Origin of the sequence: Agarivorans sp. DSG3-1 (genome assembly GCF_046774965.1) — a bacterium.
Classification (GTDB): domain Bacteria; phylum Pseudomonadota; class Gammaproteobacteria; order Enterobacterales; family Celerinatantimonadaceae; genus Agarivorans.
Map to the genome: position 1 here is coordinate 3,580,913 of NZ_CP177241.1, position 24,609 is coordinate 3,605,521.

The 24,609-nt window shown below is 42.5% G+C and carries 19 protein-coding genes, 6 tRNA genes and 1 pseudogene; 17 read left to right on the plus strand and 9 right to left on the minus strand.

The window, feature by feature from the left end:
* Nucleotides 1–5 precede the first annotated feature (5 nt).
* From rsxB to nth, 6 genes are read left to right on the plus strand one after another with little or no spacing between them, the layout of a single operon-like run.
* The gene (gene rsxB / locus ACLD71_RS16630) at nt 6–566 is read left to right on the plus strand and encodes an electron transport complex subunit RsxB (RefSeq protein ID WP_411991401.1); all 561 of its coding nucleotides are present in this window, start codon (nt 6–8) and stop codon (nt 564–566) included.
* Complete coding sequence (gene rsxC, locus ACLD71_RS16635; protein ID WP_411991402.1) at nt 567–2,912, plus strand: electron transport complex subunit RsxC; 2,346 nt, start codon at nt 567–569, stop codon at nt 2,910–2,912.
* Nucleotides 2,899–3,969, plus strand: coding sequence for an electron transport complex subunit RsxD (gene rsxD / locus ACLD71_RS16640; protein WP_411991403.1), 1,071 nt, complete (start codon nt 2,899–2,901; stop codon nt 3,967–3,969). The genes rsxC and rsxD overlap by 14 nt, the downstream gene beginning before the upstream one ends.
* Complete coding sequence (rsxG, locus tag ACLD71_RS16645; RefSeq protein WP_411991404.1) at nt 3,959–4,591, plus strand: electron transport complex subunit RsxG; 633 nt, start codon at nt 3,959–3,961, stop codon at nt 4,589–4,591. The genes rsxD and rsxG overlap by 11 nt, the downstream gene beginning before the upstream one ends.
* A 12-nt stretch (nt 4,592–4,603) precedes the next feature.
* The gene (locus tag ACLD71_RS16650) at nt 4,604–5,287 is read left to right on the plus strand and encodes an electron transport complex subunit E (protein WP_303516878.1); all 684 of its coding nucleotides are present in this window, start codon (nt 4,604–4,606) and stop codon (nt 5,285–5,287) included.
* Entirely contained in the window at nt 5,284–5,919 is a 636-nt protein-coding gene (gene nth / locus ACLD71_RS16655) for an endonuclease III (RefSeq protein WP_303516879.1), read from the plus strand. Before ACLD71_RS16650 ends, nth begins: the two co-directional genes overlap by 4 nt.
* Before the next feature lie 27 nt (nt 5,920–5,946).
* On the opposite strand, the gene ACLD71_RS16660 is transcribed toward nth, so the two are convergent.
* Nucleotides 5,947–6,816, minus strand: coding sequence for a flagellar protein MotY (locus tag ACLD71_RS16660; RefSeq protein WP_137673134.1), 870 nt, complete (start codon nt 6,814–6,816; stop codon nt 5,947–5,949).
* 120 nt (nt 6,817–6,936) lie between these two features.
* On the opposite strand from ACLD71_RS16660, the gene rnt reads away from it, so the two are divergent.
* From rnt to fabA, 4 genes are all read left to right on the plus strand, one after another.
* A complete protein-coding gene (rnt, locus tag ACLD71_RS16665; RefSeq protein WP_137673133.1) occupies nt 6,937–7,590 on the plus strand; it encodes a ribonuclease T in 654 nt (217 codons plus the stop codon).
* A 13-nt stretch (nt 7,591–7,603) separates the two neighbouring features.
* Nucleotides 7,604–8,935: a Na+/H+ antiporter family protein gene (locus tag ACLD71_RS16670; protein ID WP_411991405.1), complete on the plus strand. Its 1,332-nt coding sequence runs from the start codon at nt 7,604–7,606 to the stop codon at nt 8,933–8,935.
* Nucleotides 8,936–9,006: 71 nt separating this feature from the next.
* Nucleotides 9,007–11,004 carry an AAA family ATPase gene (locus ACLD71_RS16675; RefSeq protein WP_411991406.1) on the plus strand — a complete coding sequence of 666 codons (1,998 nt, stop codon included), beginning with the start codon at nt 9,007–9,009 and terminating at the stop codon, nt 11,002–11,004.
* A gap of 78 nt (nt 11,005–11,082) precedes the next feature.
* Nucleotides 11,083–11,619 (plus strand): bifunctional 3-hydroxydecanoyl-ACP dehydratase/trans-2-decenoyl-ACP isomerase, encoded by a 537-nt coding sequence (gene fabA, locus ACLD71_RS16680; protein ID WP_137673130.1) that lies wholly within the window; start codon nt 11,083–11,085, stop codon nt 11,617–11,619.
* A 45-nt stretch (nt 11,620–11,664) separates the two neighbouring features.
* On the opposite strand, the gene rmf is transcribed toward fabA, so the two are convergent.
* The 5 genes and pseudogenes from rmf to rlmKL all read right to left on the minus strand — a co-directional run bounded on the left by rmf (nt 11,665) and on the right by rlmKL (nt 18,039).
* On the minus strand, nt 11,665–11,841 hold the full coding sequence (rmf, locus tag ACLD71_RS16685; RefSeq protein WP_137673129.1) for a ribosome modulation factor: 177 nt from the start codon (nt 11,839–11,841) through the stop codon (nt 11,665–11,667).
* 146 nt (nt 11,842–11,987) lie between these two features.
* Nucleotides 11,988–13,814 carry a DUF3466 family protein gene (locus ACLD71_RS16690; RefSeq protein ID WP_411991407.1) on the minus strand — a complete coding sequence of 609 codons (1,827 nt, stop codon included), beginning with the start codon at nt 13,812–13,814 and terminating at the stop codon, nt 11,988–11,990.
* Nucleotides 13,811–15,705 (minus strand): annotated as a pseudogene (locus ACLD71_RS16695) (ABC transporter ATP-binding protein). Before ACLD71_RS16695 ends, ACLD71_RS16690 begins: the two are co-directional and overlap by 4 nt.
* Complete coding sequence (locus ACLD71_RS16700; RefSeq protein WP_411991408.1) at nt 15,699–15,938, minus strand: glutaredoxin family protein; 240 nt, start codon at nt 15,936–15,938, stop codon at nt 15,699–15,701. The pseudogene ACLD71_RS16695 and the gene ACLD71_RS16700 overlap by 7 nt, the downstream one beginning before the upstream one ends.
* A gap of 4 nt (nt 15,939–15,942) precedes the next feature.
* Complete coding sequence (gene rlmKL, locus ACLD71_RS16705) at nt 15,943–18,039, minus strand: bifunctional 23S rRNA (guanine(2069)-N(7))-methyltransferase RlmK/23S rRNA (guanine(2445)-N(2))-methyltransferase RlmL (RefSeq protein ID WP_411991409.1); 2,097 nt, start codon at nt 18,037–18,039, stop codon at nt 15,943–15,945.
* 161 nt (nt 18,040–18,200) lie between these two features.
* On the opposite strand from rlmKL, the gene ACLD71_RS16710 reads away from it, so the two are divergent.
* The 6 genes from ACLD71_RS16710 to ACLD71_RS16735 all read left to right on the plus strand — a co-directional run bounded on the left by ACLD71_RS16710 (nt 18,201) and on the right by ACLD71_RS16735 (nt 19,092).
* Nucleotides 18,201–18,277, plus strand: a tRNA-Met gene (locus ACLD71_RS16710).
* A gap of 86 nt (nt 18,278–18,363) precedes the next feature.
* Nucleotides 18,364–18,440 (plus strand) — tRNA-Met (locus tag ACLD71_RS16715).
* A gap of 86 nt (nt 18,441–18,526) precedes the next feature.
* Nucleotides 18,527–18,603, plus strand: a tRNA-Met gene (locus ACLD71_RS16720).
* An 86-nt stretch (nt 18,604–18,689) separates the two neighbouring features.
* Nucleotides 18,690–18,766: transfer RNA gene (locus ACLD71_RS16725), tRNA-Met, on the plus strand.
* Between the two features lie 86 nt (nt 18,767–18,852).
* Nucleotides 18,853–18,929: transfer RNA gene (locus tag ACLD71_RS16730), tRNA-Met, on the plus strand.
* A gap of 86 nt (nt 18,930–19,015) precedes the next feature.
* Nucleotides 19,016–19,092: transfer RNA gene (locus ACLD71_RS16735), tRNA-Met, on the plus strand.
* Between the two features lie 77 nt (nt 19,093–19,169).
* Here the strand turns inward: ACLD71_RS16735 and ACLD71_RS16740 are convergent.
* On the minus strand, nt 19,170–19,874 hold the full coding sequence (locus tag ACLD71_RS16740) for an SDR family oxidoreductase (RefSeq protein WP_411991410.1): 705 nt from the start codon (nt 19,872–19,874) through the stop codon (nt 19,170–19,172).
* A 120-nt stretch (nt 19,875–19,994) separates the two neighbouring features.
* Between ACLD71_RS16740 and ACLD71_RS16745 the strand changes: the two genes are divergently transcribed.
* On the plus strand, nt 19,995–20,414 hold the full coding sequence (locus ACLD71_RS16745) for a helix-turn-helix domain-containing protein (RefSeq protein ID WP_174235969.1): 420 nt from the start codon (nt 19,995–19,997) through the stop codon (nt 20,412–20,414).
* A gap of 46 nt (nt 20,415–20,460) precedes the next feature.
* Here ACLD71_RS16745 and ACLD71_RS16750 read toward each other — a convergent pair whose 3' ends face one another.
* Both ACLD71_RS16750 and ACLD71_RS16755 read right to left on the minus strand, forming a co-directional pair.
* Complete coding sequence (locus ACLD71_RS16750) at nt 20,461–23,532, minus strand: efflux RND transporter permease subunit (protein WP_411991411.1); 3,072 nt, start codon at nt 23,530–23,532, stop codon at nt 20,461–20,463.
* Nucleotides 23,529–24,608 carry an efflux RND transporter periplasmic adaptor subunit gene (locus ACLD71_RS16755; protein WP_137674587.1) on the minus strand — a complete coding sequence of 360 codons (1,080 nt, stop codon included), beginning with the start codon at nt 24,606–24,608 and terminating at the stop codon, nt 23,529–23,531. The genes ACLD71_RS16750 and ACLD71_RS16755 overlap by 4 nt, the downstream gene beginning before the upstream one ends.
* Nucleotide 24,609: the final 1 nt, after the last annotated feature.

The following is a 24,609-nucleotide window of genomic DNA, read 5'->3' on the forward strand; positions in this document are numbered from 1 at the left end:
TCAGAATGTTAGAAGCACTCATCGCCATTACATTATTAGCTCTCGTGTTTGGAGCAATACTGGGTTATGCCGCAATAAAATATAAAGTGGAAGGCAACCCAATTGCCGACCAAGTAGAAGCCTTGCTCCCGCAAACTCAGTGTGGACAATGCGGCCATCCAGGCTGTCGCCCCTATGCAGAAGCCATTGCCAACGGTGAAGCAATCAATAAGTGCCCGCCGGGAGGCGATGAAACCGTAGTAAAGATTGCCGATTTGCTTGGTGTTGAAGCGATCCCTTTAGATGAAGCCGCCGTTAAAGAAGATGACCGCAAAAAAGTCGCCTTTATCGTAGAAGATGCTTGTATTGGTTGTACAAAGTGCATTCAAGCTTGCCCAGTTGACGCAATTATGGGCGCGAATAAACACATGCATACCGTTATTAGCAAAGAGTGCACTGGTTGCGAACTTTGTGTAGCACCCTGCCCAACCGATTGTATTGAAATGCGCCCTGTACCCACTACCACCAAAAACTGGGATTGGAAATTGAATCAAATTGACATAGCAATCATCGAGGAAAACAAGTAGATGGTTGCTTGGCTAGAAAAAATTAAACAAGGTTTCACCTGGAACTATAAAGGTGGCGTGCATCCCAGCACCAATAAACAAAATATTAACTGCGATAAGCCGGAAACTATCGATAACCCCGCGGTTATTAGTATCCCTGTTCAACAGCATATCGGCAGTGCTGGAAAATTATTAGTTAAGGTGGGTGATAAGGTACTGCGAGCTCAAGCGCTAACAGAGTCACAATTTTTCCAAGCGCCACCGGTGCACGCCTCCTGTTCTGGTGAAGTGATTGCCATAGAACCGCGCATTACTGCACATGCCTCGGCAATACCTGAGTTAAGCGTGGTCATTAAGGTAGACAAAAACCAACAAGATGCAGTGTTACCCGCCGCCTTAGAAGGTGAGCAATTAACCGCTGAGAATATCTGCCAGCGAGTGCATCAAAGCGGTATATCAGGCATGGGGGGAGCGGGCTTTCCTACTGCATTAAAAATCACTCCGCATAAAGCCTTAGATGTACTAATCATCAACGGCGCCGAATGTGAGCCCTATATATCTGCCGATGATTGCCTAATGCGCAACTACGCAGCTGAGATAATTGAAGGTGTTGCCCTACTACAAAAAGTATTACAGCCAGCAATTACCATTGTTGCAGTAGAAGACGATAAACCCGAGGCAATTAAAGCACTTAAAGAGAATACTAACGACTCCATTAGCATACGTAGTATTCCGACGAAATATCCTTCAGGCGGTGAAAAGCAGTTAATTCAGGTATTAACCGGTAAAGAAGTTGGCGCAAAACAACTGCCTATCGATTTGGGTATGTTGGTACAAAATGTAGGTACTGCTTATGCTATACACAAAGCGGTAAACCATGGTGAACCGCTTATTTCTCGTATCGTAACCCTTGCAGGAGATTTAGTTGCGACCCCTAGCAACTACTGGGTACCAGTTGGTACACGAGTGGAAGATGTAATTGCGAATAAACTGCAAGCAGCTAGTGAAACCCCTACGATAATGGGAGGCTCTATGATGGGCTTTATGTTGCCGAGTAATCAATCACCCATTGTAAAAACAACCAACTGTTTAATCGTTAATCACCCGCAAGCAGCCCAAAAAGAGTCGCCTTGTATTCGTTGTGGCGAATGCGCACAAGCTTGCCCAATGGGGTTATTGCCACAACAACTTTATTGGTTCGCCCAAGGTGATGAGTTAAATAAAGCCCGCGATTTTAATATTATGGATTGTATTGAATGCGGGGCTTGCGCGTTTGTATGTCCGAGCGAAATTTCACTGGTGCAACACTACCGCACAGCGAAAGCAAAGATAAAAGCTGAAGACATTGCCCAAAAAGAAGCTGATGTTGCAAAGCTTCGCTTTGACGCCAGACAAGCACGTTTGGAAAACGATAAACTCGAACGTAAAGCCAAACATCAGCAAGCGGCACTGCGCAGGCAAGCACAGACTCCACCTCAAGCTGATGACAAGCCTGATCCCGTAGCAGCAGCGTTAGCAAGAGTGAAAAAAGCCAAATCGCAGTCACCAACAGCAAAACAAACCGACACCGGCGAATGGGTACCCGATAACGAAGCAGCAATAGCGCAGCGCGAAGCACGCAAAGCGCAGAAACGCAAGCAACAAGAGAGCTCATCAGCCAAAGCCACAAGCAATCCAGCGGTTGCTGCAGCCATTGCGAGAGCAAAAGCAAAAAAAGAATCGACTACGTCCGATGAACTAGATTCAACAACTCACTCAGATACTAAGACAAGTGCTAATCCGGCTGTCGCTGCCGCGATTGCAAGAGCGAAGGCTAAAAAGCTTGCGAGTGAACAACAAGTAACAACTGAAGAAGCAAACAATGCTGAACCTGAAAAGCCGGTAAAATCTTCAACAAACCCGGCGGTTGCTGCGGCTATCGCTCGCGCCAAAGCCAAAAAGCTAACTAGTGAGCAACAAGTAGCTACCGAGGAAGTAAACAAAGCTGAACCTGAAGAGCCAGTAAAATCTTCAGCAAACCCAGCTGTTGCTGCGGCTATCGCTCGCGCCAAAGCCAAAAAGCTTGCTGCTGAGCAACAAATAGCTACCGAGGAAGTAAACAATGCTGAACCTGAAGAGCCTGTAAAATCGTCAGCCAATCCAGCGGTTGCTGCAGCTATTGCTCGCGCGAAGGCCAAAAAGGCCGCTGCGGCTAGCAGTGAAAGCGCTGACGATACAGAAATCAGTAAAGACGAGAATTCGCAAGCCATTGCTGATAAACCTAAAAAGGTTAATCCTGCAGTGGCTGCCGCTGTGGCGAGGGCTAAAGCAAAAAAAGTAGCTGAACAGAAACAACGCGAAGAGAATGAATCTAATGACAACAACTAAACTACAAAGCTCTCCGTTTGTTAGAAAGCCACTGAAGACCAAGACTTTAATGTTTTGGGTAATGCTGTGTTTACTGCCCGGTTTATTCGTTCAAAGCTTACATTTTGGTATGGGTACACTGGTACAAGTATTACTTGCTAGTACTGTTGCCCTTGTCAGTGAATCCTTAGTGATGGTGCTGCGCAAGCGTTCTGTTTTTTCAACCCTCAGTGATAATAGCGCTTTAGTAACGGGAATATTAATCGGCCTTGCTCTTCCAGCTTATGCACCTTGGTGGATTACCGTTATTGGCGCTAGTTTTGCTTTATTAGTGGTTAAACACTTGTACGGTGGCTTAGGCCACAACATATTTAACCCTGCAATGGCTGCATATGTTTTGCTGCTGGTCTCTTTCCCTGTCACGATGACAAGCTGGATGCCACCGCAAAGTTTATTACATGAAACCTTAACGATGGCAGACGGGCTATCCCTCATCTTCAATGGATATACTGTAGATGGATTTAGCATCAAACAAATAGCTAGTATTGATGGCCACACCATTGCTACCCCCTTAGATGAGATGAAAACGCAACTAACGCTAGGGTTTACCTCTACTGAGATCGCTAATAATGAAGTATTTGGACAATTCGCCGGTATCGGTTGGCAATGGATAAACGCGGCATACTTAGTCGGTGGCATCGCCTTAGTTTATTTGAAGGTGATCCGTTGGCACATTCCCCTGGCCTTTTTGGGCACCTTACTCGCGCTTAGCTTACTGTCTAGCGCTATTAACCCAGACCACTCTATCCCCACTTTATTGCAGTTGTTTTCTGGCGCAACCATGATAGGTGCGTTCTTTATTCTCACCGATCCCGTGAGTGCCGCGACCAGCAACAAGGGCCGGATTATATACGGTAGCTTGGTTGCCTTACTTGTATTTGTCATTCGTAATTACGGCGGTTACCCTGACGCGGTGGCGTTTGCAGTACTATTGAGTAACATGGCAGTGCCAATGATCGATCATTTTACTAAACCGAGAGTGTATGGTTACGGTGAAGGAAGCAACAATGAGCAGTAAGCGCTATTCGATGACTAAAAACGCCGGCATGTTAGCCTTGTTCGCATTCGGTTGCACCTTACTGGTAGTCATTGTTAATTACTTCACTGCCCCACGCATTGAAGTACAAGTTGCCAAGCAACTGCTTAGGTCAACAAACGAAGTATTATCTCCAGAGTTAGCCGGTAATGATTATCAACAACGTTGTTACCAGGAAACTAACCAACAGTTTTTAGGCAGCGACAAAGCACAAACTATTCGTTTAATTAGTGTTGATGGCCAAGTTCAAGCATTTGTTTATCAAACGACTGCGCCAGACGGTTACAGTGGCGCAATTCGTCTACTGGTAGGAGTCAATGAGGATGGTTCGGTAAGTGGTGTGCGGGTAGTACAACACAACGAAACACCGGGCTTAGGCGATAAAGTTGAAACTCGAAAATCAGATTGGATTTATCAATTTGACCAACAAAAATTGTTAGAAGAAAAAGACCCTCGCTGGGCAGTTAAAAAAGATGGTGGACAATTTGATGCTTTTACAGGCGCAACCATTACTCCTCGCGCGGTAGTGAAAGCGGTTAAAAACGTACTGATTTATCACAGTAATAATCAACAAATACTGCGCCAGTCTGCTGTTGACTGCTAATTAGGATTTGAGATGAGTGAATATAAGAAACTAGCCTGGCAAGGACTCTGGAAGAATAACCCAGGTTTAGTGCAGTTACTTGGTTTATGCCCACTGTTGGCAGTGACCTCGACCTTAACTAACGCAATAGGATTAGGTGTAGCCACTATGCTGGTGCTTATTGCTTCTAACACTACGGTTTCGCTAATTCGTAAATGGGTTGCTAAGGAAATACGTATTCCTGTGTTTGTTATGGTGATTGCGTCTTTTGTTACTTGTATTCAACTATTAATGAACGCTTATACCTATGGTTTGTATCAAAATCTCGGGATCTTCATTCCCTTGATCGTGACAAACTGCATCATCATCGGTCGCGCGGAAGCCTTTGCTGCACGTAATGAAGTAAAACCGGCCGCGTTCGATGGCTTAATGATGGGCCTAGGTTTTGGCTTGGTATTAGCATTAGTGGGCGCGATTAGAGAGTTATTAGGTAACGGCAGTTTATTCTATGGCATCGAATTGTTGCTGGGTGATTGGTCGTCGTTTTTGTATGTTCAGCTAGTCAATTTCGACGAACACTTTTTGGTTGCCATACTGCCGCCGGGCGCATTTTTGGTAATGGGGTTTATCATTGCTTTAAAAAACATTATCGACAGTAAAGTTAACACTAAGCAGCCTGTTGAAGCCTCAAACATGGAAAGTACGCCTCAATCATGAACAAAGATAAACGTTTAGAAATATTAACTCGGCTCAGAGACAATAACCCAAAGCCTGAAACAGAACTAAACTTTGCATCTCCATTTGAATTACTCGTCGCTGTAACATTGTCAGCCCAAGCGACTGATGTTAGCGTCAACAAGGCCACTGATAAGTTATTTCCTGTGGCCAATACCGCTCAGCAAATATTTGATTTAGGTGTAGATGGCTTAAAAAGCTATATTAAAACCATTGGCCTATATAACAACAAGGCCATTAACGTCATTAAAGCCTGTGAGATGTTAATTAACCTTCATGGTGGCGAAGTACCAGAAAACCGTGAAGCACTTGAAGCACTTCCCGGCGTTGGTCGTAAAACCGCTAATGTTGTATTAAACACAGCTTTTGGTTGGCCAACTATCGCAGTTGATACTCATATTTTCAGGATGGCGAACCGAACTAAATTTGCAATGGGCAAGAATGTCGATCAAGTTGAAGAAAAAATGCTAAAGGTGACACCTGCTGAATTTAAAGTAGATGTTCATCATTGGTTTATCTTACATGGCAGATATACCTGTATCGCGCGCAAACCTCGTTGCGGTTCGTGCATTATCGAAGATTTGTGCGAGTTTAAAGAAAAAGTAGAGCTTTAAGCTCTACTTTATCTTAAGTTCTAGCGCTTAAAGTAAATCTTTACCTAAAGAGATCACCACTCGGCGATTTCGCTCTCTTCCCATCGTATTATCGTTTCGTGCTACATGGCGACGTTCACCATGACCTGATACTTCAATAACACTTTCATCTAAGCCACTAGATTTAAAGTAATCTCTAACTTTTGTTGCTCTTTTTTCTGATAATTCTTGGTTAATCCATTTACCACCATAGCTATCGGTATAAGCATCTACTAATACCACATCAATCTCAGGATCGTGTTTTACGTAATCACCGATTAGCTGCAAACGTTTTTTAGAGCGAGGAGTTAATTCATTACTGTTGGATTGATAGGTTAAAACCGTAAACGCAATGTCATCAAAAGAATAAGGTAACAAACGCCCTACACACTTCAAAAAATCGTTGTATTGGGTTTTAAAATTAATCGAGGAAATGCCCACTGCGGTGGTATTGTTATTGGCATACCAATCATCGAAATAGAAGGTAGGCACATTACCGTCTTCTAACTCACTCAACATTCTCCAAGCGGGCTGCGCGTTTACGTATCCATCAAACTGCTGGTAAAACGACAGTTCGCTGATTTTTTTCGAACTTGCACCTGGCTTCCACAGTGGAGGAACACTGCGTAAAGAAACTTGGTGAGTTTCAGCCGAAATTTTGTACATGTCGAGGTAGAAATCGAGATTTACGCTTTTAGATGCGCGACTAACAAAACTGGCAACGCCAAAAGCAGGAATGAAGTGATCCATTCTGCATTCAATTGGGGTTTTGTTTGAAATCACCCATGTCGAGTCATCAAGTGACGCGGTATAGTTTCGTACATTGGCTTGAGCCGACAATGCGCACAGCGCCAAAGGCAACAATAAATAACGTTTCATTAGCAGAAATCCTCTCTTCTCTACAAATTATCGGCATCTGGCCAATAATCTTTAAAGCAAATTCGCGATTCTTTGCCGCTTTTGTAATAATGCGCGCTTCCGTATTTAGTTACCCACATTATGACCATAACAGAACTCACTACCCAGCTAATGTCTAGCCGCTTTAGAGGCTATTACCCTGTTGTTATCGACATCGAAACAGCAGGCTTTAATGCAAAAACTGATGCCCTGCTTGAAATTGCAGCTTGTTTACTTAGCTTCGATGAAAACGGCCAATTGTTTGTACTTGAGAGTATTCAGTACAACGTCGCGCCCTTTGAAGGCGCAAACCTAGAAAAAGCGGCATTGGAGTTTACTGGTATAGATCCAGAAAACCCATTGCGTGGCGCCGTAAGCGAAGACTTTGCGCTAAAAGACATGTTTAAACCGATTCGCAAAGCGCTCAAGTCACACGGCTGTAATCGAGCGGTCATGGTTGCGCATAACGCGGCGTTTGATATGGGCTTTTTTAACGCAGCGGTTGAGCGTTGCAATATAAAACGAAACCCCTTCCATCCTTTTGTTAGCTTTGACACAACCAGTATCAGCGCTTTAGCCCTAGGGCAAACGGTGTTGGCCAAAGCGTGTAAAGAAGCGGGTCTAGCTTTCAATAACGAAGAAGCACACTCTGCCCTTTATGACGCACAAAAAACTGCAGAGCTATTTTGTTTAATTGTGAACAAATGGCAACACCTTGGCGGCTGGCCGCTTCCTCAGCAAGACGAACAAGACTAAATTGGAATTATAAATGTTAAACCCTGTGGTTATCTCGGTCTGCTTGATGTTGTTATTAAGCTTGTTAAGAGTGAATGTAGTACTTGCTTTGTCGGTAAGTGCTATGGTGGGTGGTTTGCTTTCTCATATGAGCTTAGCGGATACCATTGCCAGCTTTGAAGCTGGCCTAGGAGATGGTGCGCAAATTGCGCTCAGCTACGCATTGTTAGGTGCATTTGCAGTCGCAATATCACGTAGTGGTTTAACCGACCTTATTGCAAACAAAATTGTCTCTACAGTGGACAAAAACAGAGATAAACACCTATCTCGAGTAAAATGGCTAATGCTAGTGGCTATTATCTTAATGGCTGTCAGTTCGCAAAACTTAGTACCCGTGCATATTGCTTTCATCCCTATTTTAATTCCGCCACTACTCGCGGCTTTTAATCAACTGAATATTGACCGGCGGATCATTGCCTGCTGTATTACCTTTGGCCTAGTGACCACCTATATGTGGCTGCCCTATGGATTTGGTAGTATCTTTTTGAATCAGCTTTTACATTCCAATATTGAAAGTGCTGGTTTAGTAATTGAACGCAGCCAACTGCCTAAAGCAATGACAATCCCAGCTATAGGAATGATAGTGGGTTTACTCACTGCAATTTTTGTCTCATACAGAAAACCTCGTCAATACAAGACTGTTGAGCTAATTCCAACTGAATCGGAAACACAAACATCAACACCCTTGAGCAAGGGCCGCTTGATAATGAATGTTGTCATTATCTTATTGGCGCTTGCGATTAACGTTTATACCGAATCCATCATTATTGGTGCGCTTTGTGGCTTTTTAATGCTTACTACCGCCGCAGGATTACGCCCTCAAAGCAGCCAAGATTTATTCGTAGAAGGTGTTAAATTGATGGCCTTAATCGGGTTCATCATGATTGCCGCTAATGGTTTTGCCGGCGTGATGAAAGCAACCGGTGGCGTGCCTGAATTGGTAGCCAATGCGGGCCAAATATTAGGCTCGAACAAAATGTTTGCCGCAGCAGTACTGCTTATAATGGGTTTGCTCATCACCATGGGAATAGGATCGTCTTTCTCAACAATTCCTATTATTGCGGCTATTTATGTTCCATTGGCTTTGTCACTCGGGTTTTCGGATCTCGCAACTGTAGCATTAGTAGGCACCGCTGCAGCGTTAGGAGATGCAGGGTCACCCGCTTCAGATTCTACACTAGGGCCTACAGCGGGTCTAAATAGCGACGGTCAGCACGACCACATATGGGATACTGTAGTGCCAACATTCTTACACTTCAACCTACCCTTGTTGGTTTTTGGTTGGATTGCAGCTATTGTCTTATAAGACGCTGTAACAAACTGTTTTAGCTAATAATTACTACACACAAAAATATGTATGTTTAACGGAAAGCCAATTTGACTGATTTAGCCCTATCGATTGAAAAGTTACGCCCTAGTTTTGATTTAAGCAACATTGAGCCTTGTGCTGAGTTGCAGTGGTCAAACCTAATGCCCGTGGCTAAAGCCAGTTTTGATTATTTTCTCGCAACAAATTTTGATAAATCACTCATGATTTGTCAGTCGCCGAGTTTTTTAGAAGAACAAGCTATCATCAAAAGCTTACTCAATAATGGTGATGCTAGGCGAGCAGCAAAAGCTTACGTTATGTTGGCTAACCCGGAGCAACTTAATCGACCTTTAAGTTTTGAAATTAGCGCTCAACAACTAACTGCTTTCAATCAAGCGATTGATGCCTTTGAAGAGTTATTAAACCAAGACTTTAGTGCTGAGTTGCTAGCGACAGAATTCGCTGAAGATATGCAATTTTTAGAAGAAAACAATAAACAGTCGCTAAGTTCAATTTTGCAAAAACTTGTGGATGAATCTTTTGAAACAGCTTTTGTTCAGATTCTAGAAAGGCTGTTTCGCTTCTTGCAGGAAAATCCTGAAAACGTTAACTGCAATGCTTATTACAAAGCGTGGGAAACCAATCACGCTGCGGTATTTTGCACGGATTTTAACCGGGTAAGTTTGTTTGGCCAATTACTTGCTCCTCATCCTAACTATCCATATGATTTAAATAACATCAATTTTGGGCACCTCCACACAAGCAACAATAGTGTATTAGTTTTAAATGCTGAAGATGTGTTAGCCGACCCTAAACTTTGGTTTGAACTAAAAGCTAGCTTTAAAGAGCAAACCCTTGCTTGGTCAAAAGTAGACGCAGATAAAACTTATTTGCAAGCTAGTGATTTATCTTTGCATATTAAATTGATTATTTCGGGTAATGCGATTGCCGTATCGGATTTGTATGAGCTGGACCCAGAGTTAAGCAAATTAAGCATTGCAGAAACAGAGTTATTGAGTGAAGTAAGCGTAAATGCTGACTCTGTTAATTGGTACCTAAGCCAATTAAATTATGAGTTAAAGCAATTAGATCTACCGCAATTGTCCCACGAGTTATACCAGCCGGTATTGTCTTTTGCAGCAAAACTCTGTGAGCACAACGCCTTACTGAGTTTGGGTTTAAACCAGATACTCAAACCTTTAAAGCGCCTTAATCACTTAGGCTTAGCACATAATGAGACTGGTTTTGAGCAAGCTTTATTAACCTTAGGCAACAATATTAACAGCCAGCAACGTTTTAGTGACCTGTCTTATCGAGACGGTCAAACCCACATTAGTTTAAGTGGTACACAAGTAGGTCAGATAAACGGCCTGTCGGTTATTGATTTTAATGGCTTAGGCCTCTCATTTGGAGAACCGATTAGGATCACGGCGAACGTTTTTCAAGGCGACGGGGACTTTACTGATGTAGAACGAAAATCTGAATTAGCGGGTAACATTCACGCTAAGTCAATGATGATAATTCAAGGGTTTCTGACTCAATTATTTGCTAAAGAACATCATTTCCCGTATTCCGGCAATGTAGTATTTGAGCAGTCTTATCATGAAATAGATGGCGATAGTGCCTCTCTAGCTGGAGCATTGGTTTTACTCAGTGCCCTATCTGAACTGCCAATTTTTCAACATATAGCCGTTACCGGCTCCTTAGACCAGCAAGGTAATGTACTCGCGGTTGGCGGGATAAACGAAAAACTAGAAGGCTTTTATCGAGTAGCTAAAACTAAGGGAGTGGATACTCCAGTAGCGGCTATCATTCCTAGCGCCAACTTAGGTCAACTAAATCTTAGTAAAGACTTATTAGACGCGTGTACAGATGGCCTGTTTAGCGTTTTTACAGTAGAGACTATTGAGCAAGCGGCTAAACTAGTATTTGGTGTGCCTGCAGGCGATCTTTATGAACCGGATTCGGTTTATGGAAAAATATTCAAACGAATAAATATAGATGATGGAGAACCTAGCCTCCTAGCTTGTTTAATAAAGAGAATTACTCGTTTATTCAAACTCTGATAAATTAATTGGACATCGGACTTGTTTAGCGCACACGTGTTCGCTAAAGTATCGGCAAATTTTTTAAAGGTATTATCCATGACTCAGGTTTCGCAAAAAGAACTAGGCAAAACTAGTTACGAACGCCAAGAATTACTCGATTGTAGCCAAGGCCTTTTGTTTGGAGAAGGCAATAGTAAATTACCTGCACCCAACATGTTAATGATGGATAGAATCCTCAAGATTACGCATGAAGGCGGCGAGTTTGGCAATGGTGAGATTATAGCCGAGTTAGATATTACCCCAGATCTTTGGTTTTTTGATTGCCACTTCCCTGGTGACCCAGTAATGCCTGGTTGTTTAGGCTTAGACGCTATGTGGCAGTTAGTTGGATTTTTCTTAGGCTGGAGCGGTGGGCCAGGTAAAGGTCGTGCTCTAGGTGTAGGTGAAGTGAAGTTTACTGGTCAGGTACTACCTACTGCGAAGAAAGTCACTTACCGCATCAAAATGAAACGCGTAATTATGCGTAAGCTAGTGATGGGAATTGCTGACGGTGTTGTTGAAGTAGATGGCCGAGAAATCTATTCGGCGAATGATTTAAAAGTTGGTTTGTTCACTGATACTTCAAGCTTCTAAATAACTCTTTTAGCTTAAAAAAGCCCTTTAAAAAGGGCTTTTTTTTTAGTTATTATCTAATCCTGAAACGCGTTCTTCAAGAGCTTCTCGCCAACCCCCATACCAATGACCCCTTGCGTCGGCCCCGCCGTAAGGACAAGTCTCTTTAGACCTTCCTGATAACCCTGCTTGATAACCTTTGGCATGCGCTCTTTCTAAACGATCGCGTTTTTGTCTTTTCATAGACTTCTTCCTCATCAAGATCAGAAAACAAAACAGGAGCCCTAGGGCTCCTGATCTACTATCGCTTAACAATTTACAAAGATCAAAAACAAATTTTTTGATTATTCGCTAACTATTTGATCTTTTTGTGGCACTAAAAAGACAAATTAGTGTTTTATGAAACGTCTCACAAAAACAACAGGTAAGAGCAGCAACGCCAACCAAAGGCTACTTGCACCTTTTCGCTCATACTTAACCTCTTCAATTTGTGGACACACCGCTAAATTATCAATATCGGTTACAGCAGGGTTTCTAACCAGTTTAAGTAATACCGCTCGTGGATTAACACCATTTACAAAGTCTTCTGCAGTCTCGTAGTGGTAACCGTTTGCAAAAATTTCACCCTCGTCGTTGATATGAGTAGCATACTCAAACCGATATAAAGGAATTTGTGGTTCACCATTTTGTTCGTAACACGTAAGCTGATTTAAGGTCCATGTGTAAGAAGAGTTTCCTTCTAGAAAGCGATTGTAATCTAAAATCATACCAGTTTGGCGACGGGTAGTGCCATTGTAAGAAGGCTGTTCTTCTCCGTCACCATCACGCCAACCAACGATTATTCCACTATCGTTAATATCGCTAAATTCACTATTGGCTCCCGAAAACGGTTTGTTTCTTAGCGGCCATCTAACTTCTTGATAATTTTCAGAATTTTCCTCGTTGTCATAAACAAAACCTTCAACAGGACGGTTACGTGACTTAACTTCAACATAGCGTAAGTTACCAACCACTAGAGACTGGTTGTTAATGGCGTTTGCCCAAGTATGGGTAACAGAATCTTCAAACTTGTCATTATCTCCATCAATCGCAATATTAGGGATCTTGGTAAGTTTGTAGGTTCCATCTCCATTATCGGTGTAAAATGTCGCGCGGCCTCGCGAACCATTTGTACTGTCAAAGACGTCGTCCGAAGAAATGCCAACAAACACTTCTCCATTATAATCTTTAATCAAATTGAAATTCGGTGCATTACCGTATCTAGAGCGCACGTAACCATCTACGAAGAGCTCTCCTGTAACTTGATCACCATCTAGGGCATCTGTAATGTCCCATGCCCAGGCTTGAGTATGAAAACCAGAACAGCGGTAATAGTTTTCTCTGTTACCAGTCTGACACTCGCCAAAACTATCAGAATTTGAATAACTGACACTAGCTAATCCAATGACCACTGTTCGACCATCTTTCTCAATGATTTGTAAACCTGAAGACAAGCCACCTTTGTCGTCTGCTAAATCTCCACTGCTATTAAAAGCAGTAGGTAACAATGTAATTTTAGCTTGAGTAGACAAATTGTAAGCGAAACCGCGCTGAATAAAGTCTCGTGCATAGCTGGAGCCAGTATCGCTTGTGAAGGGCGAAGAATCGTACCCCACGGCCCAACCTAACTCCCCATTAATACTATTTACTCGAGTATCCGTAGTATAAGTATCGTTACTTATATCATCGAAAACATAGAGTTTTTCATTAACGGTATCCCACGTCGGTAACGGTGGTATGTTTTTTCCATCTGTATGAGCCCCAGAAATATTCCTTTCGCTTATAAAAGCTAATACATTCGATTTATACAGTTTACTACTTTGGTCTCTTAGTCTGTCGCGATACAACTCGTAAAAGCTACCTGTCCCGTAATAAAACAAATTACACACTTCGCTCGCATATTGGCAGCCATAATCATAGGTAGTGCGGTCTGAAAAATCATAAAAGCGAAATGGACTTCTAAAGGTTAACGCATTACCCGCTACATAGTTACCGTCTTCACTTGCTGCGGTTACGTTGATGTTGCCATCACCTTCTGCAAGCCCGTTAGCCGCTTCTAAGGGAATTTCTTCAATTAAGTAATAAGATTCGGTTTGCGCAGCATGACTAAACCCTGCTGACAACAATAAAGGCGCGAATGCTAAGCTCAATGAGCAATTTAAAATAGACTTCTTCATGAATTTTTTAGTTCTTCCAATTCTTCCCAACGCGAATAGAGGTTTTCTAAAGCCTCTTCTGCACTGGCTAAACTATTTAGTGTCTGTTGAACCAGATCCTGTTCTAGGTTAAAAAACTCTGGTTCGTTAACATCGAGCTGTAGTTTTTCAACTAAGTTTTCCGCAGCTTCCAATTTTTCAGGTAACTGGTCAAGTTCAAGTTTTAATTTATATGACAGCTTCTTAGTTTGTTTACCTACACGGTTTACAACATCAGATTTTTCTGTCGACTTTATTGGGGCTAGTTTATTTTGGCTTTCTATGTAGCGCTCTACTTCCGAATAACCCCCCACATAAGTACTCACGTTACCTTTGCCGTCAAAATGCCAAACATGGCTAGCAGTATTATCAATAAAGCTACGATCGTGGCTTACTAACAACACAGTACCAGGGTACTGACTGACCAATTCTTCTAGTAACTCCAGCGTTTCGACATCCAAATCATTGGTTGGTTCATCTAAAACCAGCAAGTTAGCGGGCTTTAAAAATAGTTTTGCTAACATCAAACGATTTTTTTCCCCCCAGACAGCGCTTTAACCGGGGTAAATGCACGTTTAGGGTGAAACAAAAAGTCTTGCAAGTAGCCCATGACATGGCGCTTTCCGCCATTAATTTCGACTTCTTGCTTTCCGCCAGCCAAATTGTCTAACAGTGTTTTATCGGGGTCTAGCTCTTGGCGATATTGGTCGAAATAAGCAGCGCTTAACTTTGTGCCTACTTTTACACTCCCCCCACTAGCGGTTAGCTGTTCAAGTAAGATTTTAATTAAGGTAGATTTACCACACCCGTTTGCGCCAACTAAAGCAATTTTATCGCCTCGCATAACCAATAAGTCTATTGGCGAGATAATGGGATAATCGTCATTCGGGTACGAAAAGGTAAGCCCTTCTGCTTCAAATACGATTTTACCTGACCGCAAACCATCGTCGATTTGCATTTTAGTATTACCTTGGCGATTAACCCGCTCACTACGTTCGTTGCGCATTGCTTTCAAGGCACGCACTCGGCCTTCATTGCGAGTTCTTCGCGCTTTAATGCCTTGGCGGATCCAAGACTCTTCTTCGGCTAGGCGTTTGTCAAAAAGGGCATTTTGCTCTTCTTCTACTCGCAACCATTCAGCTTTACCTTCTAAATAAGTATCGTAATTGCCTGGCCATGAGGTTAAAACACCTCGGTCAATATCAACAATTCTAGTGGCAATTTTGCGAATAAATTCCCTGTCGTGACTGATAAATACGATGGTGGCTTTGAAGTTAAGTAAAAATTCTTCTAACCACTTAATTGTTGTGATGTCTAAATGGTTGGTAGGCTCATCTAACAACAATATATCGGGTTCACCAGCCAGCGCTTTAGCAAGAGCCACTTTACGTAACCAACCGCCAGAAAGACCTTGCAGTGGTGCATCACCATCCAACTTCATTGTAGTGAGAACACGTTGTATTTCACTGTCAAACTTCCAACCATCTACAACATCAATTTCATGTTGTACTTGCTGCATCCGGTTGAGCTGTTGATCGGTCGCGTTTTCATCGATATTCGACGTTAAATGATGAAACTCGCTAAGTAGCTTACCAATATGTGGTTTGCCTTCTGCGACGTAATCAAAGATGCGTTGCTCGCTGGCTTCAGGTGGATCTTGCTGCAAGCGCGTAATAACAACGTCATTGACTAATTGACGTACGCCAGAATCAAGTAAGACCGCACCTTCGATAACTTGCAATAAAGTACTTTTACCAGCGCCATTGCGCCCTACTAAACACACTCGTTCAGCTTTGTTTATCTGTAAATTAGCTTTGTTTAGCAAGGGAGTATCCCCATATGCTAACAACGCATCTTGTAGGTTTACTAACACGTACAGCTCTCTATAAATTGTTCTAACTGGCTGGCATCGAATGGCCAATTAATTGTTTGCTGACTAGGTTCGTGACAAAGCACCGGAATACTGTAGCGAAACTGCTCTACCAAAGACTCATCGTCAATAATGTCTTGTTCAGTTAATGCATTAATATTGGGGTTCGCTAGAATCAATGCTCTAGCGTCCTCACACAAATGGCATCCGTCGGTACTATATAAAACCCAAGTCATACAACTAATCCTTGTGAATCATCCAACAATTGTGGATTTGTTTATTTCGTTCGAAGTCAGGCGAAAGCGACTGACTTGAGATATTTTCGGCAGATAAGCCTAACTTAGCCAGTCCGTCTTTATCCATTTTAAACTGGCGTTTGTTGTTTGAAAAAATCAGTTTGCCGCCAGGATTTAACAAGCGAGAAACCGAGGCCAATAAATCAATGTGATCTTTTTGTATATCAAACACTTCTTCCATTTTCTTGGAATTAGAAAAAGTAGGAGGATCAAGGAATATTAAATCCCAGCGCTGTGATATTTGGGTCTTCAGCCAAGCCATACAATCAGCTCGAATAAACTCATGTTTATTAATGGGTAACTGATTTAACCGGAAGTTGTCTTTGGCCCAGTTAAGGTAGGTATTCGACATATCTACTGTGGTGACTTTAGATGCTCCGCCAATAGCAGCATGCACACTTGCTGACCCAGTATAGGCAAACAGGTTTAGTACCGATTTGCTTTTACTGTTTTGCTGAATATAGTGGCGCATGTTGCGGTGGTCGAGAAACAAGCCAGTATCTAAGTAATCGGTTAAGTTAACGTAAAACTGCGCACCATACTCCTGAACAACAAAGCGCTCTTTTTCATCGCTGTTACGTTCATACTGCTGGCGACCTTTCTGTTGCGAACGCTGTTTGATAACTAACTTGTCGTTGGCTACTAAATCACTTTGTAATAAGCCAGTAAGCAAATCCATTAAACGGCGGCGAGCTTTAGCTGGCTCAATAGTTTTTGGCGCTCTATATTCTTGAACAATGACATAATCATCGTAGCAATCTACTGCTACGTTATATTCAGGCAGATCTGCATCGTATAAACGGTAACAAGTGATGTCGTCTCGCTTAATCCACTTTTGCAGTTTCTTTTTGTTTTTTAGTAATCTGTTAACAAAGTCTTCGGCGTATTTACGTTGCGAGCCTTGCCCGCCCTCGCCTATTTGATAAATTTTGAGCACACAGTTGAGTGCCCCGTTTAAAAACTTATATTGCTTGTCACTGCGTAAACGTAAGTAATCCAGTAATTCAGGTGCTGCGGTAAACAAAGATAAGCGCCAGCCAGGGTAATTCTCTCTTACGCTGGCGCCAAAGGATAAAAACAAGCCGATAAGTTTGGTTAACTCGCCCAGGCGCTCACCATAAGGAGGGTTAGATAGAATCAAGCCCGGTTCATTAGGTGCTGCCGGCAAATGTGCTGCATCATGAACGTGAACGGAGATAATATCGCTTAAACCTGCGCGCTCAATGTTAGCTTTAGCTACGGCTACCATACGTCTGTCAATGTCGTAACCAATCAAACGCTGCTTACAGTTGGCCAAGCCCGTTTCTGCACGAGCATTTGCATCTTCTTGAATATCGCTCCACGCAAATTTGGCGAAGTTACTTAAACGTTCAAAACCAAAACTACGATTAAGGCCTGGCGCAATGTCTGCTGCTTGCATCGCAGCTTCAATAAGAATGGTACCTGAGCCACACATAGGGTCGATAAGATACTTCTCTTGCCAATTACTTCTGGTGACCAATGCAGACGCTAAGTTTTCTCGAACTGGCGCTTCACCCTGCTCGGTACGGTAACCACGGCGGTGTAACGATGCACCAGATAAATCAATAGAAATAGCCAAGTACTTGCTTGCCAAGCGCACCACTATTCGTGCGTCTTCATCGGTTTTAGCTACGTTAGGACGAGATCCCACTGTTTTATTAAACTGATCAACAATGGCGTCTTTAACTTTTAGTGCGCCAAACTGGCTATTGTCTATATAGTGGTTGGTTCCACTGCAATGCACTGAAAATGTTTGATCGACGTTGAAATACTTATTCCAAGGTATCGAGTATGCGGCTTGGTAGAGTTCATCTACGTTGTCGGCTTGGGTTTCAACCAAACGTAACAGGATACGCGACGCAACACGTGACCACATACAAATTTTATAAGCCGTTGGCCAATCACAGGTAAAACTCACACCGGCAACCGTTTGTTTGCACTCTTGTGCGCCTAACGCCTTTAATTCATCTAAACATAAGCTTTCTAAACCTTTAGCGGTCGAAGCGAAAAAATCAGCCATTTTTATACTCTATTTATTTAACCCGAGGATTATACCTGTTTTAGTACGGATCAGTAGTAAAAGCCTCATACGGATAAATAATCGGCAATCAACAACATTTAGCAAATAATCTCTTGTAATATCGAAGCTCTCTGCGTACTATCCGCCCCGCATTAAACGGACGCGGGATGGAGCAGTCTGGTAGCTCGTCGGGCTCATAACCCGAAGGTCGTTGGTTCAAATCCAGCTCCCGCAACCAATTCTTGGTGTACTAAGAATTGCCTAGTTAGAATAGCTAGACCATACAATTATTCAAATCACTTAACTATTTTAGTTAAGACCGGACGCGGGATGGAGCAGTCTGGTAGCTCGTCGGGCTCATAACCCGAAGGTCGTTGGTTCAAATCCAGCTCCCGCAACCAATTCTTGGCGTACTAAGAATTGCCTAGTTCGAATAGCTAGGTCCAACAATTATTCAAATCACTTAACTATTTTAGTTAAGACCGGACGCGGGATGGAGCAGTCTGGTAGCTCGTCGGGCTCATAACCCGAAGGTCGTTGGTTCAAATCCAGCTCCCGCAACCAATTCTTGGTGTACTAAGAATTGCCTAGTTCGAATAGCTAGGTCCAACATTTATTCAAATCACTTAACTATTTTAGTTAAGACCGGACGCGGGATGGAGCAGTCTGGTAGCTCGTCGGGCTCATAACCCGAAGGTCGTTGGTTCAAATCCAGCTCCCGCAACCAATTCTTGGTGTACTAAGAATTGCCTAGTTCGAATAGCTAGGTCCAACAATTATTCAAATCACTTAACTATTTTAGTTAAGACCGGACGCGGGATGGAGCAGTCTGGTAGCTCGTCGGGCTCATAACCCGAAGGTCGTTGGTTCAAATCCAGCTCCCGCAACCAATTCTTGGTGTACTAAGAATTGCCTAGTTCGAATAGCTAGGTCCAACAATTATTCAAATCACTTAACTATTTTAGTTAAGACCGGACGCGGGATGGAGCAGTCTGGTAGCTCGTCGGGCTCATAACCCGAAGGTCGTTGGTTCAAATCCAGCTCCCGCAACCAATTCTTTATTCTCTATATCTTCTTTCAGCGTACTCTCAGAACAGCCACCTTTCGCAGCTGCTTTTCATTGTTAATCTCTAAAATCCATACAAACCGATATTTTCTAGCTGCACACGTTTAGGCTGTCTAAGTACAAACAACGCTGATTCAGCAAGATCTTCTACTTGCAACCAACCTGGTTTTATTTCACTTTCGCACGTCGGCGCAGGTACTTGAACCAAGCCAGGACACAAACTATGTACCTTGATACCATATTCTTTTACTTCTTCTTGTAGAGCTGCAGCTAAACCCAATACCGCAAACTTTGCCGCGCAATATGGACCTGCATTCGCGTAACCATTTTTGGCTGCTTGCGATGCAATGTTTAGTATATGACCGCTTTTTTGCTCTCGCATAGTGGGTAATACAGCCTGGCTAGTTAAGAAGGTGCCTTTTGTGCAGGTATCTACCACTAAATCCCAATCATCTTCGCTGCAGTTTTCAATGGTATCGCCAACACCCAAGCCACTATTGTTAATAAGTATGTCAATTTTCCCAAAGCTGCTTAAGGCGAAGTTTTTAAGATCTTGTACTTGTTGTTTACTGCGTATATCTGCAGCAAAAGGAAGTACCTTCGTACCCGTTTTTTTACTTAGGTATTCCGCTGATTGTTTTAGCTTGGCAAAATCTCTTGAGCTAATCACCACACCTACGCCCTGCTCTGCCAATGCCTTTGCTATCGCTAAGCCTATTCCACTTCCGCCGCCAGTTACAATTGCGCATTTGCCTGCTAAGTTTTCCATCCATCGGGTTCCTTTATCTTAAAAGTCGCTAGTATTTTGATGCTTATAATCCTAGAATCAATACTATAGTTCTAATCAATTCGCACTATAGTGAGGTAATTACATTTATGGGAAGAGTTAATGGCACAATTTTCTGAACGTTTGAAAGAGCTCATGGGTGAACAGAGTGTTAGTGGATTTGCGCGAAAAGTAGAGTTAAATGAAAGCTTAATACGCAAATATTTAAAAGGTTCAGAGCCAAGCCTTTCTAAAGCTAACCAAATAGCACAAAAAGCTAACTGTTCATTGGAATGGCTAGCCACTGGCGAAGGTTACCAATACCGTAAAGCTGAAGTGGTTGATATGGAAGCGTTAGAGAAAGCCGTTGAACTCACTTTATCTGCTGCCGAGCAAAATGATTTAAGTGTAGAAAATGAGAAAGTGATGAAGGTCATTGTAGCGACTTATCAGTATTTGCGCACAACTCGCAAGAAGGATGGTTATTTTGATCTACAAGAAGCTAAGCCGTTTGTACGTTATGTGATGGGTTTGTGTGGATAGTAAAAGGCCGAGATAACTCTCGGCCTTTACATATATATAACGCTCGTTAGAACTGTTTGTAATCTCGATAACTAACTTTAAAGAAAATCACATACAAGACCGGCACGATCAATAATGTAAGTATGGTTGCGACACCCAAACCAAACATCACTACGGCTGCCATTGATTCAAAGAATACATCGGAGATCAGCGGGGCGACACCTAGTATGGTAGTGACCGCAGCCATACAAACGGGCCTAACCCGGCTGACGGTAGATTCAAATACCGCTTGGTATGCTTCTTTACCCGCATTTATATCTGCGTTGATTTGATCGAGTAAAACAATACCATTTTTGAGTAACATCCCTGATAAACTCAGCATTCCCAATAAGGCCATAAAGCCAAACGGCTTGCCTAAAAACAATAACCCTGCTGTAATTCCTATAAGTGCTAGCGGCACGCAACACCATATAACCAAGGGCTTTTTGACAGAGTTAAACAGGAACACCGTAATCATGAACATGATCAAATAACCCATCGGCAACGAAGCAAACAAGGCTTCTTGAGCATCCCCAGAAGACTCATATTCCCCACCCCATTGCAGCTCATAACCAGGCGGTAATTCCAAGGCTTCAACTTGCGGCCGAACCTTAGCAAATAATTCAGCTGGTAATATGTCGTATTCGAAATCAGCATCAGCAAAAATGGTTAATGTCCGTTTTTTGTCGCGACGTTGTACAATTGGATCTTCAAATTTAACGTCAAAACCATTTACTACTTGCTGAATAGGTATATAAGTTTTTAAGCTTGGGCTCCAAATTCGTAAACTTTCTAACGAATCAATATCAATTCGTTCATCATTAGGTAAACGCCCAACTATCGGCAGTAAAGTTGTACCTTCACGATACAAACCAAAACTTAAACCAGCAAAAGCGAATTCTAAAGTTTGGTCGATATCTGATTTATTGATGCCTAAGCGCCTGGCCTGTGTCTCATTGAAGTTTGGTTCAATGTACTTAACCCTATCGCGCCAGTCGTGACGAACGTTTACGGTGCCCGGGGTATCGTTAAAGATTTGCTTTATCTCAGACGCAATTGAGCGAAGTACATCTGGGTCAGCACCTAATACTCTAGCCTCGATTTTTGCGTCGGTAGACGGGCCAATTTCAAGATTTTTAAACTTGAATTGAGCTTGTGGAAACTGTTGCTCAAACTCTTTACGAAGAGAAGACATCGCTGCAGCTGCAGTTTGAGGATCTGTTGTTCGCACTGCTATTTGCGCATAAGCCCCGTAGTTTTTTTCTGGCGAATAAGTCAACATAAAACGTTGAAAGCCCTTACCTACCGACGACGACACAAACTCTACAGCATTGGTATCTAAAGCTAATTGCTCCATTACCCCCACCGATTCACTTGTCTCTCGAATGTCAGTCCCTTCAGGCATCCATACATCTACCAAAAATATCGGTGTAGACGAGGGAGGAAAGAACATTTGTTTTACGTAACCAAAACCTAATACCGAGACAATGAATAAAGAGATAACAACTATTAACGTTGGCCATTTAAAACGTAAACAAAAATCTAACAGAACCTTGTAAGCATTAAAAAATGCACCTTTATATGGATCATTGTTCTCGCCGACTACTTGCGCCTCACCTTCTTTGCCAAAAAATAGCTGGGCAAAAAATGGGGTAATAGTAATAGCCGTAACCCACGACAAAAATAATGAGAACAGCAATACCCAAAATAGTGATCCCGCAAACTCGCCAGTCGCATCAGGTGATAAACCAATCGGAGCAAATGCAGTTATCGCAATAACTGTAGCCGCCAATAATGGCCACATGGTTTGACCAACAATTTGCTGAGCAGACTCTAAGGTACTTAAGCCTTTCTTACGGCCCATCAAGATACCTTCAACCACCACGATTGCGTTGTCTACTAGCATGCCTAGTGCGATGATTAAAGCACCTAATGAAATACGCTGTAATTCTATCTCAGCTTGCTTCATTAAAATAAATGTTCCTAAACATGTGAGGAACAAAATTAGACCAATTAAAATACCACTCTTTAGGCCCATAAATAACAGCAATACCACGATCACAATGACAACCGCGAGAATTAAGTTCCAGACAAAAGAGCTTACCGATTTATCAACCTCTTGAGGTTGGTTGTACATAGATTCAACGATCATTCCCGCAGGTCGAGCATAATCAATTTCATTTAACCTAATTTCAATTGCCTTACCTACTTCCACCACATTCACACCGCTGGTAAACGCCACCCCTATATTAATGGCTTGATGTTGGTTATAGCTGACTAAGTTAGTGGGTATTTCTTGGTAACCACGGCTAATGGTAGCTACGTCTTTTAAGTAAATGAGCTTGTCACCAGTGGTTCCAGGAATAATTAAATCGCCTAACTCATTCACTGACTTGAATGCGCCAGTGGGACGAATGGTAAGTTGGTCACCAGCAATTTTGATGTTACCCGCGGAAGTTACCATGTTCTGTGAATTGAGTAAGCTGGTGATCAAACCAGGGTCAAGATTAAAAGTGGCGAGCTTTTGAATCGAAATTTCTATAAAAACTTGTTCAGTCTGTTCACCTGCTAAAGTTACCTTACCCACACCTGGTACTAACTCGATTTCACGTTTAATGTAATCAACATAGTCTTGTAGGTCTTTGTAATCGTAGTTTTCTCCAGACACCATATACATAATGCCGTACACATCACCGAAATCGTCATTAACTAGAGGAGCCGCGACTCCTGGAGGTAACTGCGATTGCATGTCCCCCACTTTTCGGCGCAGTTCATCCCAAATTTGTGGTAGTTCTTCTGGGCCGTAAGTTTTCTTCATAGAAACGGTAATTTGCGATAGGCCCGGTGTACTTAACGATACAATTTCGTCTACATAAGGTAAGGCTTGAATCGCTTTTTCTACGGGATAGGTCACTTCTTCTTCTACTTCGGTTGAAGTAGCGCCTGGATACATTGTGACAACCACCGCATCTTTAATAGTAAACGGAGGATCCTCTAATTGACCTAAGCCAGTAAACGAAAGTATTCCACCGATAAGTAATATCAGGGTGAACATCCAGCTTATAATGGAGTTTTTTACGAAATAACCTGCAATGTTCATCGTTTACCCTTCTTTAAAACAACCTTTTGACCATCTACCAATTTGTTGGCACCTACTGAGACAATCACATCACCGTCGTTCAGGCCTTGATTAATCTCAATCATATCGCCGGACAGAGTCCCTAGTTCTACCTCTTGTGACTCAACAGTTTGGTCATCTTTGTAACGCCACACCACGGGTCTCTGCTGGCCTATTCGGGAACCATCTGGCATTACTACCGCAGCCACAGGCACCAAGAAATCTCTTGAGTAGGTGTAGGTCAAGTCTGATAAGTCTATTGATACCTTGGCTGGCATACCTTCTAATACACCAAACTGGTTATCAAAAGGCACTAAAAAGGTAGCTATATAACTACGTGTGCTTGGATCTTTTTCAAGGTTTAGCTCATAGGGCGTAGCAGTAAAAATCTTATCTGGAAACGCCTCATAGGCAACTTTGACATCCAAGTTTCTAATTCTGTTTTCGCCTAACTTAGCCACTGCCAAAATCATATCTGGCAATTGCACATCAACTTCTACAAAATCTACTTTATGAAGGCTTAATACTGCAGACCCAGGTTGTACATTCACAAATGGGTCAGAAAACACGTCACCAATAATCCCGTCGAAAGGGGCTTTTAATTCTGTGTATTCAAACATTAGTGATGCTTTTCTAAAATCAGCTAGCGCCACCAAATATTCAGCTCGCATTTTGTCATATTCGCTTTGCGATAAAAGCTTTTTGTCTAACAATGCTTTAGCGCGCTCAAACTGCTGTTCAGTCAAGACTAGACGAGCCTTTCTGTCATCGACTACGATTTGATAATCGCGTTTGTCTAATACTGCTAGCACATCTCCTTTGTTAACTTTCTGGCCCTTATTGATATTAATTGATTTTATTTCACCATCTACCCTGAAAGCCAAATCCACGAGATCATGTGCACGAGCAATACCATTAAAATCTCTCTCTACAGGATTAACTTCCGTAGGTAAGTTATAAATTTCGACGATCTGTTCAGGCATCTCAATAGATTCTTCAACACTACACCCGGCTAATATAAGGGTGATTAAACTAGTGGTAATTGTTTTAATGAACATA

Bases quoted from the DNA above. Each gene is read 5' to 3' on its own strand.
- rsxB (WP_411991401.1), top strand. From the start codon at position 6: ATGTTAGAAGCACTCATCGCCATTACATTATTAGCTCTCGTGTTTGGA.
- rsxC (WP_411991402.1), top strand. From the start codon at position 567: ATGGTTGCTTGGCTAGAAAAAATTAAACAAGGTTTCACCTGGAACTAT.
- rsxD (WP_411991403.1), top strand. From the start codon at position 2,899: ATGACAACAACTAAACTACAAAGCTCTCCGTTTGTTAGAAAGCCACTG.
- rsxG (WP_411991404.1), top strand. From the start codon at position 3,959: ATGAGCAGTAAGCGCTATTCGATGACTAAAAACGCCGGCATGTTAGCC.
- ACLD71_RS16650 (WP_303516878.1), top strand. From the start codon at position 4,604: ATGAGTGAATATAAGAAACTAGCCTGGCAAGGACTCTGGAAGAATAAC.
- nth (WP_303516879.1), top strand. From the start codon at position 5,284: ATGAACAAAGATAAACGTTTAGAAATATTAACTCGGCTCAGAGACAAT.
- ACLD71_RS16660 (WP_137673134.1), bottom strand. From the start codon at position 6,816: ATGAAACGTTATTTATTGTTGCCTTTGGCGCTGTGCGCATTGTCGGCT.
- rnt (WP_137673133.1), top strand. From the start codon at position 6,937: ATGACCATAACAGAACTCACTACCCAGCTAATGTCTAGCCGCTTTAGA.
- ACLD71_RS16670 (WP_411991405.1), top strand. From the start codon at position 7,604: ATGTTAAACCCTGTGGTTATCTCGGTCTGCTTGATGTTGTTATTAAGC.
- fabA (WP_137673130.1), top strand. From the start codon at position 11,083: ATGACTCAGGTTTCGCAAAAAGAACTAGGCAAAACTAGTTACGAACGC.
- rmf (WP_137673129.1), bottom strand. From the start codon at position 11,841: ATGAAAAGACAAAAACGCGATCGTTTAGAAAGAGCGCATGCCAAAGGT.
- ACLD71_RS16690 (WP_411991407.1), bottom strand. From the start codon at position 13,814: ATGAAGAAGTCTATTTTAAATTGCTCATTGAGCTTAGCATTCGCGCCT.
- ACLD71_RS16700 (WP_411991408.1), bottom strand. From the start codon at position 15,938: ATGACTTGGGTTTTATATAGTACCGACGGATGCCATTTGTGTGAGGAC.
- rlmKL (WP_411991409.1), bottom strand. From the start codon at position 18,039: ATGGCTGATTTTTTCGCTTCGACCGCTAAAGGTTTAGAAAGCTTATGT.
- ACLD71_RS16740 (WP_411991410.1), bottom strand. From the start codon at position 19,874: ATGGAAAACTTAGCAGGCAAATGCGCAATTGTAACTGGCGGCGGAAGT.
- ACLD71_RS16745 (WP_174235969.1), top strand. From the start codon at position 19,995: ATGGCACAATTTTCTGAACGTTTGAAAGAGCTCATGGGTGAACAGAGT.
- ACLD71_RS16750 (WP_411991411.1), bottom strand. From the start codon at position 23,532: ATGAACATTGCAGGTTATTTCGTAAAAAACTCCATTATAAGCTGGATG.
- ACLD71_RS16755 (WP_137674587.1), bottom strand. From the start codon at position 24,608: ATGTTCATTAAAACAATTACCACTAGTTTAATCACCCTTATATTAGCC.